Here is a 15,018-nt window from a genome sequence, read left to right on the forward strand (position 1 = left end):
AGATGATCCGGTGGTCATATTCAGTTAGGAGCAGAAAGTATGAAGAAATTATATAGTAATAAGCTGGTGATTTTCAGCCTCGTACTTCCGGGACTTTTGTTATTCTTTTTTGCAATCCTCGCACCGATCTGTCTGAGTGTGTACTACGGATTCACGGAATATTCCGGAATGGGAACAGCGACCTTCATCGGAATGGAAAACTACAAAAAACTGATGACTGACAAAGCTTTCTGGATGTCTATGCGAAATTCTCTTCTGCTGGCGATCGGATTCATCTGCATCCAGCATCCGCTGGCAATGATCACGGCGGCGATCCTTGACAAACTTGGCGGCAGAGGAGAAGGATTTTTCCGCTGCGTATACTTTATCCCGAATGTTATTTCCGTAGCAGTCATTGCCTATCTGTGGAAATTCATCTACAACCCGGACTTCGGTCTTCTCAACAATATCATCAAAGCTTTTGGCGGCAAAGGTGATATCAACTGGTTCAGCACCGACAATGCAATCTGGTCCGTACTGATCGTACTGATCTGGCACGGTTTTGGCTGGGGCATGCTGATTTACTACACAGGAATCAAAAATATCGACCCGGTTCTCTATGAAGCAGCAGCAATCGACGGAGCAGACCAGAAAACAACTTTCCTCAAGATCACACTTCCACTGATGAAACCGGTCATTCAGGTAAACGTGACCATGGCAGTCATCTCCGCGTTAAAACAGATGGAGACAGTCTATCTTCTCACAAACGGCGGACCCGGAAACAGCACACAGTTTGCGGCAAACTATCTGTATCAGCAGGCGTTCAAAGCATTCAAATACGGCTATGGTAACGCGATCGGTGTCGTATTTATCATCATCTGCCTGATTACGACAGTTGTCCTGAACAAGATTTTTGAAGAACGGGATGACAGACCGGCAAAAGCAAAAAGAAGGAAGGGGGCTGCATGATGGAACTCGCAGGCAAAAAGAAAAAAAGCAAAGCAGGCAAGATTGTACTCTGGGTGGTCCTGATCGCAGTGGCAGTCATTCAGATCTTTCCACTGGTATGGCTGGTTGATTTTTCACTCGCAAGCAGCACGGAAATGTTTACAAGCGGACTTCTTATTATCCCGCAGAAGATCCAGTGGGGAAATTATGTCAAGGCATTTGTAGACGGACACTTCCTATTATATCTCAAAAATAGTATACTGATTAATGGACTGGCAGTGGTACTCGTGATCCTGGTATCCATCATGACCGCTTTTGCATGCAGACGTATGCAGTGGAAATTAAGCGGCCTGGTCAAAACGCTTCTTCTCATGGGAATGATGATACCGATCCATGCGACACTGCTTCCGAACTACAAGATTTACAGCCAGCTTGGACTGACCGATACGATCTGGGCACTGCTGATCCCGTATGTGGCTTTTTCGCTTCCGCAGGGACTTTTCCTGATGACCAGCTTTCTGGAATCCATTCCGGTAGAACTGGAAGAGGCGGCAGTTATGGATGGATGCGGTATTTACAGGATCATTTTCCAGATCATCACACCGATGCTCAAGTCTTCTATCGCAACCGTTGCGATCATGACTTTCCTGAACAACTGGAATGAATTCATGATGGCGAGCACCTATTTGAGTTCACAGAAATGGAAAACACTTCCTTTCTCCGTCCTTGAATTCACCGGTCAGTATTCATCCAACTATGCAGTTCAGTTTGCAGTTATGGCACTGACGGCAGCACCGGCTGTTATCGTGTATATCTTGTTAAATAAACACATCACCAAAGGTGCAGCGATGGGAGCTGTCAAAGGATGATGCATTAATATAAAAGAGGGATTTTTCCCTAACTTAATACGACAAAAACAGGAGTGCAGGCATATGAAAAAAATCAGACAGTGGGTAGATCATTTAAGTGTAAAAAAGAAACTGATATTTTACGGTTATCTGACCATCACTCCTGTTCTGATCGTCATATGCCTGGTCCTTCTGGTGAATAACTATCACAAAGTACAGGACGAAAAACTGAAAAATGACACCGCCAGTGTAGACACGCTGGCAGAGAGCCTTGGCATCCTTCAGACGGATATCAAGGATTTTTCCACGTATATCTGTATCAATAACGACATTCATGCACTTCTCACCACAGAGGATGTGGAGGAAAAAAACAAAAATGCCAAACTCTGGCTGGAAGAGGCCCCGATGGCAATCGTGCAGGACATGATGGCACTCAAAGGTCATATCAAGACCATCGCGATCTATCCGGAAAACGGCATCCGCCCGTATCTTCGCTGTATGGATGGAAGTGCTTATATTGATGACCTGGAAGTTGTGCATAGCACAGACATTTATGGGGAAACCCTGGCAAGCAAGAATGGCATGGTGTGGAAAAGTGTCCCGAAAGGCAGCGGCGATACGTATCTTACCAATCGTTCTGACAAGATCGTGCTCTATCGTGAGATTTTTGACCTGACGCAGAAAAAAACGCTGGGCTATATCGCAATCGGTGTCAGCCAGGAATATTTCCAGAATCTGTGCCAGAATATCACCAAAAATGAAAAAGAGAGCGTCCTCATCCTGGACAAAAACGGTGGAGAGCTTGTCAAGACTGGAACTCTTCCGGAGAAACTGGAAGATTATCTGACGGGTGAAGATTTTATCCAGCAGAATTACAAAGAACGTGAGAAACATTTTACTTACGGAGATCATGAAGTGATCTGTACGCAGACGGACAAAAATTCCAGTATTGTCTGCAAGGTCGTCCCGGCATATGGTCTGCAGATGCAGGTGCTGGATATCGCCTATATGCCGTTGATCTTGCTGATCGGTATGCTGATCGGACTGATGCCTCTTCTGATGATCATTTCAAATCTGGTGACCAAGCCGCTGCGCAGGCTGTGCGAAGCGATCAATGAATTTTCTACCGGTGATTTTGAGCAGCAGGTAGAGGTTATGACACATGATGAAGTCGGAGAAGTGGCGGAATGCTTTAACCAGATGGTTTATGCGATCAAGGAACTGATCGATGAAAATTATGTCATCACTCTGGCAGAAAAGGAGAGCGAACTGGCGGCACTGCAGGCGCAGATCAATCCGCATTTCCTTTATAATACGCTGGATTCCCTGTACTGGCAGGCGATGAACGCAGATAATGAAGAAATCGCAGAAAGTATCCTGGCACTGTCACAGTTGTTCCGGCTGGTATTAAGCCAGGGAAAACGTGAGGTGACTGTAGGTCAGGAGACAGAACTGGTTTCCCGCTACCTGCAGATCCAGAAGATGCGTTTTTCCAAGAGGCTGGAATATCAGATTGATGTGGAAGATTCTGTTAAGAAAGCAAAAATTCCGAAACTGATCCTGCAGCCATTTGTGGAAAATGCGATCGTGCATGGGTTTGAAAACGTCAGCACGCCATGTGAACTGACCGTATCCGGAATCAGAGAGGGAGATAACATTCGATTTGAGATCCGCGATACAGGAATTGGCATGCGGCAGGATCAGATTGATGAAATCTGGGAAGAAGAACCGGATCAGTATCGCAAACAGAGGATTGGCAGATATGCCATCAAAAATATCAGAGAACGTCTCCAGCGAAAATATCAGGACCGGTTTACGCTGGAGATCCAAAGCGAAGTAGGAAAAGGAACAACAGTCATTCTGATCGTTCCGTATGAGGAGGAGTAACTTGAGATGGGCTTAAAATTACTGATTGCAGATGATGAAGATACGATCCGCAGAGGCGTGTCGAAATATGTGCAGCTTCATTCAGACCGTTTTACACAGGTCTATGAGGCAGAGAACGGGCAGGAGGCACTGGATATTTTGCTTAAATATCAGCCGGAGATTTTGCTGCTGGATGTGCAGATGCCGCTCAAAAACGGAATTGATGTTATGAAAGAAGCTGCAAAAGCGGGGCTTCGTCCGGTTACCGTGATCCTTAGCGGATATGATGAATTTACATATGCACAGCAGGCGATCCGTTATGGTGCCAAAGAATATCTTCTGAAACCTGTCCGCGCGACGGATATTCTTGCGTGTTTGAATAAGCTGGCAGATGAGATATACGGCGCAGAGATAAAAGAAAATATCGATTCCGAAGGAGAGCAGGGAAATCACTTTGTCAAAGAAGCACAGGAGTATATCGCAGAACATTATGCTGAAGATATCCTGCAGTCAGAAGTGGCAGAAAAACTTGGGATTTCAGGAGGTTATCTGTCAACGCTGTTTTCGCAGAATCTGAACTGTAAATTTGTCGATTATCTGAACCAGGTTCGGATTGAGCGTGCCTGCACGTATTTGAAGCAGAATTTTCTCAAGACTTATGAGATCGCTTACCGTGTTGGATTTAAGGATGAGAAATATTTTTCAAAAGTATTCAAGAAGATCAAGGGAATGTCACCGAAAGAGTATCGAATGAAGGGAGAAACATCTATATGAAAGTAACCTACACAGAAACAACTTATAAAGATAATGTTCGCAAGACAACAACCCAGGAGCTGCCAACCATCAAAGACAACGACCGCGAAAACAATCTCATCAACATCTATCCACAGATGAAATATCAGAAACTCGAAGGCTTCGGCGGCGCAGTCACAGACTCCGCAGGCTATGTGTTCTCTCTTCTCAACGAAGAACAGAAATCAGAAATGGTCAACCAATATTTCAGCACAGAAAACATGGCCTATAATCAGGTGCGCATCCCGATCGACAGCTGTGATTTTTCCCTGGAACACTACGAAGCAGATTCCGACCCGGACGACACAGAATTTCAGAAATTCTCTTTTGCAAGAGTAGAAAAATACATTCTCCCGCTTCTGGATGCGGCAGAAAAAGCCTACGGAGGCAAACTCGATATCATGCTTTCCCCATGGAGCCCGCCGGCATATATGAAAACTACCGGGGAGCGAAACCACGGCGGCAAGCTGAAACCGGAATACCGCAAGCGCTGGGCAGAATATATCTGCCGATATATCGAAGAATACAGGAACAGAGGCTATCACGTTACCAAACTGACGATGCAGAACGAGCCAAAAGCAGTCCAGACCTGGGATTCCTGTATCTATACTGCAGAAGAACAGAAAGAATTTCTCCGCGATTATCTCTGGCCGTCTCTTAAAGCACACGGACTGGATGACATCGGGATCTATCTGTGGGATCATAACAAGGAGCGTGTTTTTGAATGGGCAGAGACGATCATTGATGCAGAAACGACCAGCATGATCCGTGGAATGGCATTTCACTGGTACAGTGGAGATCATTTCGAAGCACTTCGCATGATCCGTGAGAAATACCCGGACAAGCAGCTTCTTCTCTCGGAAGCCTGCATTGAATACAGTAAGTTTTCCGCGGACGATTATCTGAATAATGCACAGAAATATGCCCACGACATGATGGGAAATCTCAATGAAGGGATGAACACCTTCCTCGACTGGAACCTGATCCTGAACGAAGAGGGCGGTCCGAACCATGTAGGAAATTTCTGCGATGCCCCATACCTCTTTGACCGTAACAGCAAAGAACTCAAAGAAAGCAATATCCTCGGCTACCTCTGGCATTTCACCCATTTCCTTGAGCCAGGAGCCGTCAGAATCGGCGTGAGCAGATACACCGACAAACTCGAAGTAACAGCCTTCGAAAAAGATGACAAGATCACCTTCGTTATCCTGAACCGGACCGATGAAGAACTCACCGCACATATCCGCCTCGGAGAATACTGCACAGAGCTTACTGTTCAGCCGAAGTCCATCGGGTCCGGCGTGATGACGGAGTGAAAATGATTTTTTGACTTTAAACCCCAAAAGCACTTGTGTTTACAGGTTACTATGAGCTATACTGAAATGGTATCTGTCCGGAACCGTATGTTTCGGGCGTGTGTGAAAATTGGAGAGGGTTTAAATCATGATTGTTACTTTAATTGAGAAAGTTTACAGCTTTCTGTGGGGAGATCTGGTGCGGATTCCGCTGCCGGGAGGCAGTTCGCTTGGAATTTCACTGCTGATCATCCTGCTGATTCCTACAGGAATCTATTTTACGATCCGGACACGTTTTTTGCCGATCCGTCTGTTTCCGGATATGGTAAGTGCACTGGTTGAGAAGAAGAAGGACAAAAACAGCCTGTCATCGTTTCAGACACTGATCGTATCGACGGCGACCAGAGTTGGTATGGGAAATCTGGTCGGTGTGGTTGCGGCGATATCAGCCGGAGGGGCCGGGGCAGTGTTCTGGATGTGGATCACAGCATTGATCGGTTCATCGACCGCGTTTATTGAGGCAACGCTTGCGCAGCTTTATAAAGAAAAAGATCCGCTGTATGGTGGTTACCGGGGCGGCCCGGCGTATTATATCCATGCATACATAGAAGAAAAACAACACAAAAAGAGAAAGAAGGTCGTGATCTCTGTATTATTTGCAATCTCCGGCTTGATCTGCTGGTGCGGTATCAGCCAGGTGATCAGCAATTCGGTTGTTTCTTCCTTTAAGAATGCATTTTCTATTCCGCCGATCTATACGACAGTTGTACTGGTTGCAGTTGCTGCAGTGATCGTGCTTCGTAAGAATGCGACAGTTAAAGTGCTTGATATGGTTGTGCCGGTGATGGCAGTGTGCTATTTTGCAATCACAATTTTGATCATTGTGATGAACATTGGAAGCCTTCCGGGAGTTTTTGCAAGGATCTTTCAGGAAGCATTTGGACTTCGTCAGGCGGCGGCCGGTGGTTTTGGCGCAGTACTGATGAATGGAATCAAGAGAGGTCTGTTTTCAAACGAGGCAGGCTCCGGTTCTGCACCGTGCGCGGCAGCAGCGGCAGAATGTGACCAGCCGGTCAAGGCAGGACTTGTACAGGCACTTGGTGTTTTTGTAGATACGATCGTGATCTGCAGCTGCACTGCAATGATCATGCTCCTTGCGCCGGAAGAAAAGGTCGCAGGACTTTCCGGAATGGATCTTCTGCAGACGGCAATGGAACATCATCTTGGAAGATTTGGCGTGATCTTTATTGCTGCGACTCTGTTTCTGTTCAGTTTTTCCACTTTCCTTGGAATCCTGTTTTATGCGAGAAGCAATGTGGCATATCTTTTTGGAGATAACTGGATTTCACAGACCGTATACAAAATCGTGGCACTGGTTATGCTGTTTATCGGCGGCCTTGCGGCGTATACTTTCGTGTGGGATCTGGGGGATGTGGGAATCGGTCTGATGACAGTATTCAATATCATCATCCTGTATCCACAGGGGGAGAAAGCACTGAGAGAATTAAAAGAATACGAAAAAATGAAGAAAAACGGATAAATACAAAAAAGGGGCTGCCTGTTTCAGGCAGCTCCTTTCGACGTTACATAAATGAATATTTCAATGATCAATAATAATCCACGGCTTCTACGGTTTCACTTCCGGACATGAAGTCTGTTGTGATAGAGAAGTCATTGAAAGAATAAACACCGCCGACTTCGTTTCCATCTGCATCGTATGCCGGTTCGTATTCGATCGGAGTACCGTATACGCTCATAAAGTCGTTCAGGGTGGAGCCTACATATGCAGATGCATCACCGGAAGAACTGGAGTTGCCAGATGCAGAACTGCTGTCGTCGGAGCCTGTGGATGCATCTGAAGCAGAAGTAGTATCACCGGAAGTGCTGCCATCAGCAGAGGTGGAAGTTCCATCAGTTGTTGTACCGTCTGTGGATGCGGATGTGCCGTTTGCGGTTGCCGGAGCCGGAGTTGTTGTCAGGCTGGCCGCCGGAGTAACGGTAGGAGCCGGAGTTGTGGTAGGAGCTGGTGTTGAGGTTGCTTCTGCTGGTTCTGGTGATATGGTCACAGCCTGGCTGTCGCCGGAATCATCAGGGGAAAAACCACAACCGGTCATGATGATTGATGCTGCAGCAATAGCTGATAAAAGCATAAGATTTCTTTTTTTCATGAGTATTATCTCCCTTACTTTTTAAGTATTTACTTCTATTATGCTTGCTTTTTTGGACTTGTCAATGGGATATGCAAAAAGTTTAGAAAAAAACATGAAATAAAGAGGTTTCCTTACGGACTTCAGAAAGACCGTGTACGAAAAAGAATGCAGATGGAATGCGGATGGAACGCTTGCCGATAACCATTATAAATGATATATTAATAAGGAAATGTAGGAGGCAGAGATATGTTTAAAGAAATCGGGAACGAGCGGGCGTTTAATGGAATCTTGAATCAGATCATAGAGAATATCCAGAACGGCCGTCTGAAGGCGGGGGATGCGCTTCCGGCAGAGAGAACAATGGCAGAAACAATGGGAGTATCCAGACCGGCAGTACGTGAAGTACTGAGAGCACTGGAATTACTCGGAATCGTGAATCCGGTACCAGGTGGCGGTAATTATATTGCAGAGGACCTGGATTCCTGGCTGATCGGTCCATTGGCTATTCTGTTTAAGCTGAATAATGGATACCTGAGACAGAACCAGCAGCTTCGAGCGGCATTGGAACGGGAGGCTGCAATTCTTGCAGCACGAAAATGTACGCCACTGGATGCGGCAGAGCTTCTGGGGATTCTTTCACGCATGGAGAGTGCGGAGGACAGGGCTTCAAAAGATGAATTTGACAAGGAACTGCATACCAAGATCGCGAAGATCGCAGATAATCCGATGATCTACAGCGTCCTTGCGGCAGCAGACCAGCTTACTGAAAATACTATTTCCGGAATCAGAGATTATATAATGAAAACGAATCAGTCTGCGACAGATGTGGATGAGCAGCATCGTCATCTGGTCGAGGCCATCATCAATAATGACGAAAAACTTGCAAACCAGTATATGTCTGAACATATGGATATGATTGAATCATGCATGGATGAGATGCAGAAAAACAATCCGGGAAATAAAAGACCAGGAACGACAATAGGAGGAAAGTAAAATGGATTACGCAAAAGAATCACTGAGATTACATGGAGAATGGAAAGGCAAGATCGAAGTTGTCACACGAGTACCGGCTGAGAACAAAGATGATCTTTCGCTTGCATATACACCGGGCGTTGCACAGCCGTGTCTGGAAATCCAGAAGGATGTAAACAAATCTTATGATCTTACCAGAAGATGGAATATGTGTCTGGTCGTAACAGACGGATCTGCAATTCTGGGTCTCGGAAATATCGGACCGGAAGCAGGAATGCCTGTAATGGAAGGAAAATGTGCACTTTTTAAAGCTTTTGGCGATGTAGATGCATTTCCACTCTGTATCAAGAGTAATGATGTAGATGAGATCGTAAATACAATCTATCTGATCTCGGGATCTTTTGGCGGAGTCAATCTGGAGGATATTTCCGCACCGAGATGTTTTGAGATTGAAAAAAAACTCAAAGAAAAATGTGATATTCCGATCTTCCATGATGATCAGCACGGAACCGCAATCGTAGTTTCAGCAGGACTGACCAATGCATTGAGACTTGTAGGAAAGAAATTCTCAGAAGCAAAGGTTGTGATCAATGGAGCCGGTTCTGCGGGCATTTCCATCTGCAAGCTGCTGCTGGAACTGGGAATCGGTGATGTGGTCATGGTCGATCGCAAGGGAATTCTTGCACCTGGTGAGGAATGGATGAATCCGGCACAGAAAGAAATCGCAGAAAAAACAAACAAAGAGCAGCTTCATGGTGATCTGAAGACCGCAATGAAAGGCAGAGATATTTTTGTCGGTGTATCTGCACCGAATATCGTGACTGCAGAGATGGTAAGTACTATGGCAGACGATGCCATTGTATTTGCAATGGCAAATCCGACACCGGAAATTATGCCGGATGAAGCCAGAAAAGGCGGCGCAAGAGTTATTGCGACCGGACGTTCCGATTTCCCGAACCAGATCAACAATGTTCTGGTATTCCCGGGAGTATTCCGCGGAGCTTTTGATGTAAGAGCAAGTGACATCAATGAAGAAATGAAGATCGCAGCAGCAAAAGCGATTGCAGATCTGATTTCAGATGAAGAACTTTCTGAAGATAATATCATTCCGAAAGCATTTGATAAGAGAGTTGGACCAGCAGTAGCCAAAGCAGTTGCAGAGGCTGCAAGAAAAACCGGCGTAGCACGTATCTGATACACAGGGTATAAAGTTCTGAATCCACATGAGCTCGCACAGCACATAACAAGTCGTGTGTATCAAAAATATAAAGAAGAAAGAAGACATGAAGATGAGTAACTGGGAAAAAAATATCCGCAGAGTGACTCCTTATACACCGGGAGAACAGCCGAATCAGCCGGATATGATAAAATTAAACACAAATGAAAATCCATATCCACCGGCACCGGGAGTTGCCAGGGCACTCAGAGATACAGAAACAGATGCACTGAGACTTTATCCGGATCCTGCAGCAAAGGATCTTGTCCATGCGATCGCAGAGGAATACGGCCTGCAGGATGAGCAGGTATTTGTAGGAGTTGGTTCTGATGATGTGCTTGCCATGAGTTTTCTGACCTTTTTTAATGGAGGAAAACCGATCCTGTTTCCTGATATTACGTATTCTTTTTATGATGTATGGGCAGATCTGTTCCGTATCCCATATGAAAGACCGGAACTGGACGCACATTTTCATATCAGAAAAGAAGATTATTTCAGAGAAAACGGAGGCATTATTTTCCCGAATCCGAATGCACCGACGGGAGTTTCCCTTCCTTTAAGTGATATTGAAGATATTGTGGCACATAATCAGGATGTGATCGTGATCGTAGACGAGGCATATGTGGATTTTGGTACACAGTCAGCGCTTCCATTGATCGAAAAATACGAAAATCTTCTGGTTGTTCAGACATTTTCCAAATCCAGATCCATGGCAGGAATGCGTATCGGATATGCGATGGGATGCCCGAAACTGATCAAATATCTGAACGATGTAAAATATTCTTTCAATTCCTATACGATGAACCGTACTTCCATCGCAGCAGGTGTGGCTGCGATCAGAGATCAGGAATATTTTCTGGAAACCTGTACGAAGATCATTGAAACGAGGGAATGGACAAAGAAAGAACTGAAAAAGCTTGGATTTACCTTTGAGGATTCCAAAGCAAACTTTATCTTTGCGACACATGAGAACTGCCCGGCACAGAAACTGTTCCAGGCACTGAGAGAGCATCATATTTATGTGCGCTACTTCCCGGGTGGAAGAACGGAGAATCATCTTCGTATTACGATCGGAACCAGAGAAGAGATGGAGACTTTCCTTGGTTTCGTCAAAGAATATTTAAAAAAGGAGAATTTATGGAAGTTTTAGTACAGTGGTTTACAGATAATCTTTCACAGCATATTTCCAGAGAACTGATCATTTTTATTATCTCTATGATCCCGATCCTGGAACTGAGGGGAGGTCTTCTGGCGGCATCACTGCTCAAGGTCTCAGCAGCAAAAGCGATTCCGATCTGTATCATCGGGAACATTATCCCGATTCCGTTTATCCTGCTGTTTATCCGCCAGATTTTTAAAGTCCTCAAGAAAACGAAGCTGTTTCACAATCTGATCGTCAGAATGGAAAACCGTGCGATGGGAAAAAGTGACCAGATCAAGCGTTATGAATTTCTGGGATTGCTTTTATTCGTAGGAATTCCGCTGCCGGGTACAGGCGCGTGGACAGGATCGCTGATCGCATCTCTTCTTGAGGTGGATATCAAGAAGTCCTCTATCGCTATTTTCTGTGGACTGATCATGGCTACGGTTATCATGTATGTAGTTTCCTATGGAATCGTAGGAAATCTGATACACTGATCTTCAGGAAAGCGTGAACAGTTATCATTTCAGCCTTTTGTGACTACAAGTGTTCTAATTTATAGACATGACTTTGAAGTTGTGTTAAAATATTTCTAAATGTAAATTTCAACTGCAGGACTGCACAGTCAGTCTCAGAGAAAGACGGCTTTATCGGTGGATGCTGTACGGTGATACAGCATCTTTCCGGTATTTCTGAAATTCATGTCGATTCAGACAGATATTCCGTAGAGAAAAGCATCAAATGAATATAAGATAAGAAGACAGAGAGGTTTTTTTATGAGAGAAAAATACGAATCATTGTCGCTTGCAACGTTAAAAGATCTTGCAAAAGCAAGAGGACTGAAGGGCATTTCCACATTGAGAAAGCCGGAACTGATCGAAAGAATGCTTCAGGAAGACGAGAAGGAAACGTCTGAAAAAGAAGCAGAAGTAAAGAAAGAGACCAGTGCGGAACCGATCAGACAGGAAAACAGAGTGCGTGAACAGAAACCGGCATACGACGCTGGTGAGAGAAAATCATATCAGGAACGCGGCAGTTACCGTGAGCGTAATAATTACCAGGAGCGTAATAATTATCAGGAACGCAACAACTACCAGGAACGTAATAATTACCAGGAACGCAACAACTACCAGGAGCGCAATAATTACCAGGAACGTAATAATTACCAGGAACGCAATAATTATCAGGAACGTAATAATTATCAGGAACGTAATAACTATCAGGATGGAACAGAGTATGCACATAAAAATCCGACTCCGGCAGAGACGGCGCAGCTTGACAGTGGTGAGAAGGCAAACGGCATTCTGGAGGTCCTTCCGGATGGATACGGTTTTATACGCTGTGCAAATTATCTGCCAGGTGAAAATGATATTTATGTGTCTCCGTCACAGATCCGCCGTTTTAATCTGAAGACCGGTGATATTCTCAAGGGAAGTATCCGTATCAAAACACAGGGGGAGAAGTTCAGCGCACTTCTGTATGTGGATTCCATCAATGGATTTCCGCCAAGTGAAGGACAGAGACGATACAATTTCGAAGATATGACACCGATTTTTCCAAATCAGCGTCTGCGTATGGAACGACCGGGCGGCACAGTTGCCATGAGGATCATGGACCTTCTGAGTCCGATCGGCAAAGGACAGCGAGGCATGATCGTGTCCCCGCCAAAAGCAGGTAAGACCACTCTTCTCAAGGATGTGGCAAAATCAATCCTCAAAAATAATCCAAACATGCATCTGATCATTCTTCTGATCGATGAACGTCCGGAGGAAGTGACCGATATCAAGGAAGAAATCCGTGGAAGCAATGTAGAAGTCATCTATTCTACATTTGATGAGCTTCCGGAGCATCACAGACGTGTTTCAGAGATGGTTGTGGAACGTGCACGCCGTCTGGTGGAACACAAGCAGGATGTAACGATCCTTCTGGATTCGATCACGAGACTTGCAAGAGCATACAATCTCTGTGTGACACCGAGTGGCAGAACTCTGTCAGGAGGTCTGGACCCGGCGGCACTGCATATGCCGAAGCGATTTTTTGGTGCAGCCCGTAATATGAGAGAGGGAGGAAGCCTGACGATCCTTGCAACAGCACTTGTGGATACCGGCAGCAAGATGGATGATGTCATCTATGAGGAATTCAAAGGAACTGGTAATATGGAACTTGTCCTTGACCGCAAACTGCAGGAAAAGAGAGTGTTCCCGGCCATTGATATCCAGAAATCCGGTACGAGACGGGAGGACCTCCTGCTGACACCGGACGAACAGGAAGCGGTCTACAATATGCGCCGTGCACTGAACAGTCTGAAGGCAGAAGATGCGGTTGAACAGATCCTGAATATGTTTTCCAGAACGAAGACAAATGAAGAGTTTGTACAGACAGCAAAAAAACAGAAATTTTTATAAACAGCTTGCATTTGAAGAACCAGTATGTTATAATCAGAAAGCTGCGAAATAAATTGGCAATTTCGTTGAGTTAATACGAATAGAAAAATAGAAGAAATATAGAGAGGTGAAAATCATGCGCGAAGGAATCCATCCGAACTACTATCAGGCAACTGTAACCTGCAACTGCGGAAACACATTCGTAACAGGATCTACTAAAAAAGATATCCATGTTGAAATCTGTTCCAAATGCCATCCATTCTACACAGGACAGCAGAAAGCAGCTCAGGCTCGTGGACGTATCGATAAGTTCAACAGAAAATACGGCTTAAACAAATAATTCAGACTGAATAATGAAACAAGAGACAGGTTGAGGTTGGGAAATCTCAACCTTTCTTTGCTTTTATCGTGATAATGGAGTGATATATGAAATCATCAAATATTGGTGGTCAGGCAGTAATGGAAGGCATCATGATGCGCCACAAAGACAAGTATGCCATTGCAGTACGCCGTCCGGACAAAGAAATAGAATTAAAAGTAGAGGACTATAAATGTACTTTTGGCAAGGCTGCTTTTCTGAAATGGCCTATCATCCGTGGAGTGGTAAGTTTTGTGGATGGCCTTGTCGTAGGAACCAAATGTCTGATGTATTCGGCAGAGATCGCCGGAGATGAGGAAGACGAAAAAGAGGCTGCCAAAAATGCAACACTGACAGAAGAAGAACTTTCTGCAAAGAAAGCAAAAGAAGCAAAGCAGTTTCAGTGGCTTCTGTACATAACGGTGGCGATTTCAATCGTAGTTTCAGTTGCAGCTTTTATGCTGCTTCCGTATGCGCTGGCAAGCCTTCTGCGCAATGTGGGAGTGTCAGAGTTTGGTGTAACAGTGGCTGAAGCGTTTGTAAAACTTGCACTGTTTATGGGATACATGCTTCTGATCTCCCGGATGAAAGATATTCAGAGGACGTTTATGTATCATGGCGCGGAGCATAAGTGCATCAACTGTGTGGAGCATGGACTTCCGCTCACAGTAGAAAATGTCATGGCAAGTTCCAGACAGCATAAGCGTTGTGGCACAAGCTTTCTGTTTCTGGTCATGCTGGTGAGTATCTGCCTTCATTTTGTGTTTGTACTGGTTCCGGTTTACTGGGTTCGTTTATTTGGGCGTCTTCTGATGGTACCGGTCGTATCTGGAATTTCTTTTGAAATGATTCAGTGGGCCGGAAGAACGGACAGCAGACTGGCAGATATTTTGAGTAAACCGGGTCTTGCCATGCAGAAGCTGACGACTAAAGAACCGACAGCAGATATGGTGGAAGTTGCAATCGCGGCAGTGGAGGCTGTTTTTGACTGGAAGGCATATCTGAAAGAAGAATTCGGCTGGGAGCCGGAAGAAAAAGAAGAAAAGGAGTAACTGTTCACAGTAACGAA

At 45.1% G+C, this 15,018-nt stretch carries 14 protein-coding genes; 13 read left to right on the plus strand and 1 reads right to left on the minus strand.

What is annotated here, in order from left to right:
* The first annotated feature begins 39 nt into the window (after nucleotides 1-39).
* The 6 genes from KQI91_RS03755 (at nucleotide 40) to KQI91_RS03780 (ending at nucleotide 7,268) form a co-directional block, all read left to right on the plus strand.
* Entirely contained in the window at nucleotides 40-948 is a 909-nt protein-coding gene (locus KQI91_RS03755; protein WP_216391539.1) for a carbohydrate ABC transporter permease, read from the plus strand.
* Complete coding sequence (locus KQI91_RS03760) at nucleotides 948-1,796, plus strand: carbohydrate ABC transporter permease (protein ID WP_216391786.1); 849 nt, start codon at nucleotides 948-950, stop codon at nucleotides 1,794-1,796. Before KQI91_RS03755 ends, KQI91_RS03760 begins: the two co-directional genes overlap by 1 nt.
* A gap of 63 nt (nucleotides 1,797-1,859) precedes the next feature.
* Nucleotides 1,860-3,662, plus strand: coding sequence for a sensor histidine kinase (locus KQI91_RS03765; RefSeq protein ID WP_216391540.1), 1,803 nt, complete (start codon nucleotides 1,860-1,862; stop codon nucleotides 3,660-3,662).
* A gap of 6 nt (nucleotides 3,663-3,668) precedes the next feature.
* A complete protein-coding gene (locus KQI91_RS03770; protein ID WP_216391541.1) occupies nucleotides 3,669-4,415 on the plus strand; it encodes a response regulator transcription factor in 747 nt (248 codons plus the stop codon).
* Nucleotides 4,412-5,749, plus strand: a complete 1,338-nt coding sequence (locus tag KQI91_RS03775; protein WP_216391542.1) for a glycoside hydrolase family 30 protein — start codon at nucleotides 4,412-4,414, stop codon at nucleotides 5,747-5,749. The genes KQI91_RS03770 and KQI91_RS03775 overlap by 4 nt, the downstream gene beginning before the upstream one ends.
* Nucleotides 5,750-5,876: 127 nt before the next feature.
* Nucleotides 5,877-7,268, plus strand: coding sequence for an alanine/glycine:cation symporter family protein (locus tag KQI91_RS03780; RefSeq protein ID WP_216391543.1), 1,392 nt, complete (start codon nucleotides 5,877-5,879; stop codon nucleotides 7,266-7,268).
* A gap of 67 nt (nucleotides 7,269-7,335) precedes the next feature.
* Here KQI91_RS03780 and KQI91_RS03785 read toward each other — a convergent pair whose 3' ends face one another.
* Nucleotides 7,336-7,896 (minus strand): hypothetical protein, encoded by a 561-nt coding sequence (locus tag KQI91_RS03785; RefSeq protein ID WP_253288348.1) that lies wholly within the window; start codon nucleotides 7,894-7,896, stop codon nucleotides 7,336-7,338.
* 228 nt (nucleotides 7,897-8,124) lie between these two features.
* On the opposite strand from KQI91_RS03785, the gene KQI91_RS03790 reads away from it, so the two are divergent.
* The 7 genes from KQI91_RS03790 (at nucleotide 8,125) to KQI91_RS03820 (ending at nucleotide 15,001) form a co-directional block, all read left to right on the plus strand.
* On the plus strand, nucleotides 8,125-8,871 hold the full coding sequence (locus KQI91_RS03790) for a FadR/GntR family transcriptional regulator (protein WP_216391544.1): 747 nt from the start codon (nucleotides 8,125-8,127) through the stop codon (nucleotides 8,869-8,871).
* 1 nt (nucleotide 8,872) lies between these two features.
* Nucleotides 8,873-10,045, plus strand: a complete 1,173-nt coding sequence (locus KQI91_RS03795; protein WP_216391545.1) for an NAD(P)-dependent malic enzyme — start codon at nucleotides 8,873-8,875, stop codon at nucleotides 10,043-10,045.
* Between the two features lie 94 nt (nucleotides 10,046-10,139).
* Nucleotides 10,140-11,216, plus strand: coding sequence for a histidinol-phosphate transaminase (gene hisC, locus KQI91_RS03800; RefSeq protein WP_216391546.1), 1,077 nt, complete (start codon nucleotides 10,140-10,142; stop codon nucleotides 11,214-11,216).
* Complete coding sequence (locus KQI91_RS03805; RefSeq protein WP_216391547.1) at nucleotides 11,204-11,704, plus strand: COG2426 family protein; 501 nt, start codon at nucleotides 11,204-11,206, stop codon at nucleotides 11,702-11,704. Before hisC ends, KQI91_RS03805 begins: the two co-directional genes overlap by 13 nt.
* 279 nt (nucleotides 11,705-11,983) lie before the next feature.
* Nucleotides 11,984-13,612 (plus strand): transcription termination factor Rho, encoded by a 1,629-nt coding sequence (gene rho / locus KQI91_RS03810; RefSeq protein ID WP_216391548.1) that lies wholly within the window; start codon nucleotides 11,984-11,986, stop codon nucleotides 13,610-13,612.
* Nucleotides 13,613-13,727: 115 nt separating this feature from the next.
* Nucleotides 13,728-13,931 carry a 50S ribosomal protein L31 gene (rpmE, locus tag KQI91_RS03815; RefSeq protein WP_022215410.1) on the plus strand — a complete coding sequence of 68 codons (204 nt, stop codon included), beginning with the start codon at nucleotides 13,728-13,730 and terminating at the stop codon, nucleotides 13,929-13,931.
* Nucleotides 13,932-14,017: 86 nt separating this feature from the next.
* Nucleotides 14,018-15,001: a DUF1385 domain-containing protein gene (locus tag KQI91_RS03820; RefSeq protein WP_216391549.1), complete on the plus strand. Its 984-nt coding sequence runs from the start codon at nucleotides 14,018-14,020 to the stop codon at nucleotides 14,999-15,001.
* Nucleotides 15,002-15,018 lie beyond the last annotated feature (17 nt).

It is taken from the genome of Blautia sp. MSJ-19 (assembly GCF_018918125.1).
Lineage (GTDB): Bacteria > Bacillota > Clostridia > Lachnospirales > Lachnospiraceae > Blautia_A.

Excerpts from the sequence above, each read along its gene's own strand:
- KQI91_RS03755 (WP_216391539.1), top strand. The coding sequence starts at position 40 with ATGAAGAAATTATATAGTAATAAGCTGGTGATTTTCAGCCTCGTACTT.
- KQI91_RS03760 (WP_216391786.1), top strand. The coding sequence starts at position 948 with ATGGAACTCGCAGGCAAAAAGAAAAAAAGCAAAGCAGGCAAGATTGTA.
- KQI91_RS03765 (WP_216391540.1), top strand. The coding sequence starts at position 1,860 with ATGAAAAAAATCAGACAGTGGGTAGATCATTTAAGTGTAAAAAAGAAA.
- KQI91_RS03770 (WP_216391541.1), top strand. The coding sequence starts at position 3,669 with ATGGGCTTAAAATTACTGATTGCAGATGATGAAGATACGATCCGCAGA.
- KQI91_RS03775 (WP_216391542.1), top strand. The coding sequence starts at position 4,412 with ATGAAAGTAACCTACACAGAAACAACTTATAAAGATAATGTTCGCAAG.
- KQI91_RS03780 (WP_216391543.1), top strand. The coding sequence starts at position 5,877 with ATGATTGTTACTTTAATTGAGAAAGTTTACAGCTTTCTGTGGGGAGAT.
- KQI91_RS03785 (WP_253288348.1), bottom strand. The coding sequence starts at position 7,896 with ATGAAAAAAAGAAATCTTATGCTTTTATCAGCTATTGCTGCAGCATCA.
- KQI91_RS03790 (WP_216391544.1), top strand. The coding sequence starts at position 8,125 with ATGTTTAAAGAAATCGGGAACGAGCGGGCGTTTAATGGAATCTTGAAT.
- KQI91_RS03795 (WP_216391545.1), top strand. The coding sequence starts at position 8,873 with ATGGATTACGCAAAAGAATCACTGAGATTACATGGAGAATGGAAAGGC.
- hisC (WP_216391546.1), top strand. The coding sequence starts at position 10,140 with ATGAGTAACTGGGAAAAAAATATCCGCAGAGTGACTCCTTATACACCG.
- KQI91_RS03805 (WP_216391547.1), top strand. The coding sequence starts at position 11,204 with ATGGAAGTTTTAGTACAGTGGTTTACAGATAATCTTTCACAGCATATT.
- rho (WP_216391548.1), top strand. The coding sequence starts at position 11,984 with ATGAGAGAAAAATACGAATCATTGTCGCTTGCAACGTTAAAAGATCTT.
- rpmE (WP_022215410.1), top strand. The coding sequence starts at position 13,728 with ATGCGCGAAGGAATCCATCCGAACTACTATCAGGCAACTGTAACCTGC.
- KQI91_RS03820 (WP_216391549.1), top strand. The coding sequence starts at position 14,018 with ATGAAATCATCAAATATTGGTGGTCAGGCAGTAATGGAAGGCATCATG.